This is a genomic window from Rhizobacter sp. P3_B12, from assembly GCF_056402895.1.
Window position 1 is genome coordinate 1 of the sequence record NZ_JBFUGN010001066.1, and the last position, 2,004, is coordinate 2,004.

A 2,004-nucleotide genomic window follows, 5' to 3' on the forward strand; every position below is an offset into this window, starting at 1 on the left:
CGTTGTCGTAGAACTCCTTGCCGATCTGAATCATCCCCAGCACCGCGCCGGTCTGTTTGAGAACAGCAGAGGCTCCCGATGCGAACTTCTGGATGGAGGCCGAGTTACCGGCAACGATCTCGTCGGCCGCGTAGGCGACCTGCTGCATCGCCAAGTTGACCTGACTCTTGACGGACTTGAAGTAGTCGGCGAACTTGGTGTCCTGCGCGCTACCAGGTGTTGCTCCCGCTTGGGCGATCCGCGCATTTAGCTTGTTAATGCCGTCGGAAAACACCTGCAGCTTCGCCTTGACCGAGGCAGCATCTGCAGCCGTCAGCGTCTTGTCTTGCAACTGCTTGGCGATCTTGCCGAGTTCGGTGAAAAAGGCATCTGCTCCTGCGACGGGTGAACCCACGAAGTCAAAAATATCGGGATCACCGATCTTCTTGTTGAAGCTCGCAACAAAGCTGTATTCGGTGGAGGCCATCTCAGGCTTCCTTTCCAAAGTAGGTGTCGATGAAGAAGCGGAAAAAGAGAACCTGTGCGCCGAGGATCATGCTGGTGGTGTACGCCAAGAACAAACTCAAAAAGGCTAATCCACCGCGACTGTGTGTGGTAAAGCCACGAGCGAAAGACGGGTCACCTGGCAACGCTATAAAGAAGTAGATGATCCCGACACAGAACAGTGGACCGATGAGTGCGACGAAGAGGTGGTACTTCAAACTGACTCGGCCTAGCGCACGTCGCCTCGCCAACAATTGCGGATAGTTCACCATCGACTGCCAGAGCCAAATCAACGACATGATTGGAATGATCGCCACCGTCAAGCTGTGTGCCACCAGTGCCACCTGCGGATACGTCGTCGAGTTCGCATGCGCCTTCATGTTCATGAACGGCACCATGCGCTGAACCCAATCGGTAAACCGCAACGCCCAAGGCCACAAGTCCAGGATCGTGACCGGTGCGAACAGAATGACGAGCAATGGCAGTGCCAAGGGAGCCATGAGCAATGGGCTCAAAGCACCTCGAAGCGAGAAAACCGGAATGGTCGGCGGCACCTCGACCGGGGGTTTTGTCTCCTCAAATGAGGGAGGTGGCATAGACGTCCTCATGCGGGCACCCGCATTCCACCCAGGTTGACCTGGAAGTTGTCATCTGTCTGTTTAAGGAAACCGAATACGCTGGACGCAAACTTCTGGATGGATGCCGAATTGCCAGACGCGATTTCGTCGGCGACATACGCGACTCGTTGCATGGCCAGGTTGATGGCGTCTTTCGTAGATTTGAAGTACTTCGCGAATTTGGCGTCTTGAGCGCTGCCGGGTGCTGCACCGCTTTGTGTGATTCGCTCGTTGAGCTTGTTGATGCCGTCGGCAAACGTCTGCAGCTTCGCTCGGACGGATGCTGCATCAGCAACCGTGAGTGTCTTGTCTTGCAACTGCTTGGCGATCTTGCCGAGTTCAGCGAAGAAGGCGTCCGCCCCTGAAACCGGAGCGCCTACAAAGTCAAAGATGTCGGGGCCGTTAAGTTTTCTGTTGAAGGTCGCAACGAAGCTGTATTCAGTTGAAGGCATTTCAGGCTTTCTTTCTGAGGTAGGTGTCGATGAAAAGCCGCAGGCAGAGAACCTGCCCTCCAAGAATGGCGCTAGTGGTGTACGTCAAGCACAGGGTCAAGAAGGAGAACCCGGTGCGACTGTGTGTGGTGACTCCCTTCGAAAAAGATGGGTCTCCCGGCAAAGCGATAAAGAAGTACACAGCACCGAGAAACAGCGGTGGCGCAACAAGAGCAACGAGGGCATGTTGCTTCAGTGTCAATCGCCCCAGTGCAAGACGCCTCGCCAGTAGCTGCGGATAGTTCACCATCGTCTGCCAGAGCCAAACCAACGACATGATTGGAATGATCGCCACCGTCAAGCTGTGAGCCAGCAGTGCCACCTGCGGATACGTCGTCGAGTTCGCATGCGCCTTCATGTTCATGAACGGCACCATGCGCTGAACCCAATCGGTAAACCGCAACGCCCAGGGC

4 protein-coding genes are annotated in these 2,004 nt (G+C 55.4%); all 4 read right to left on the reverse strand.

Translation table 11 applies throughout. The features are described 5' to 3' along the window. A partial coding sequence (locus AC1D01_RS32115) for a hypothetical protein (RefSeq protein ID WP_477873556.1) occupies positions 1–466 on the reverse strand: 466 nt, incomplete at its 3' end. 1 nt (position 467) lies between these two features. Next, on the reverse strand, positions 468–1,079 hold the full coding sequence (locus AC1D01_RS32120; RefSeq protein WP_477873557.1) for a hypothetical protein: 612 nt from the start codon (positions 1,077–1,079) through the stop codon (positions 468–470). 8 nt (positions 1,080–1,087) lie between these two features. Then, positions 1,088–1,552, reverse strand: coding sequence for a hypothetical protein (locus AC1D01_RS32125; protein WP_477873558.1), 465 nt, complete (start codon positions 1,550–1,552; stop codon positions 1,088–1,090). Between the two features lies 1 nt (position 1,553). Continuing rightward, positions 1,554–2,004, reverse strand: a 451-nt coding sequence (locus AC1D01_RS32130) for a hypothetical protein (protein WP_477873559.1), incomplete at its 5' end; no start/stop codon positions are given.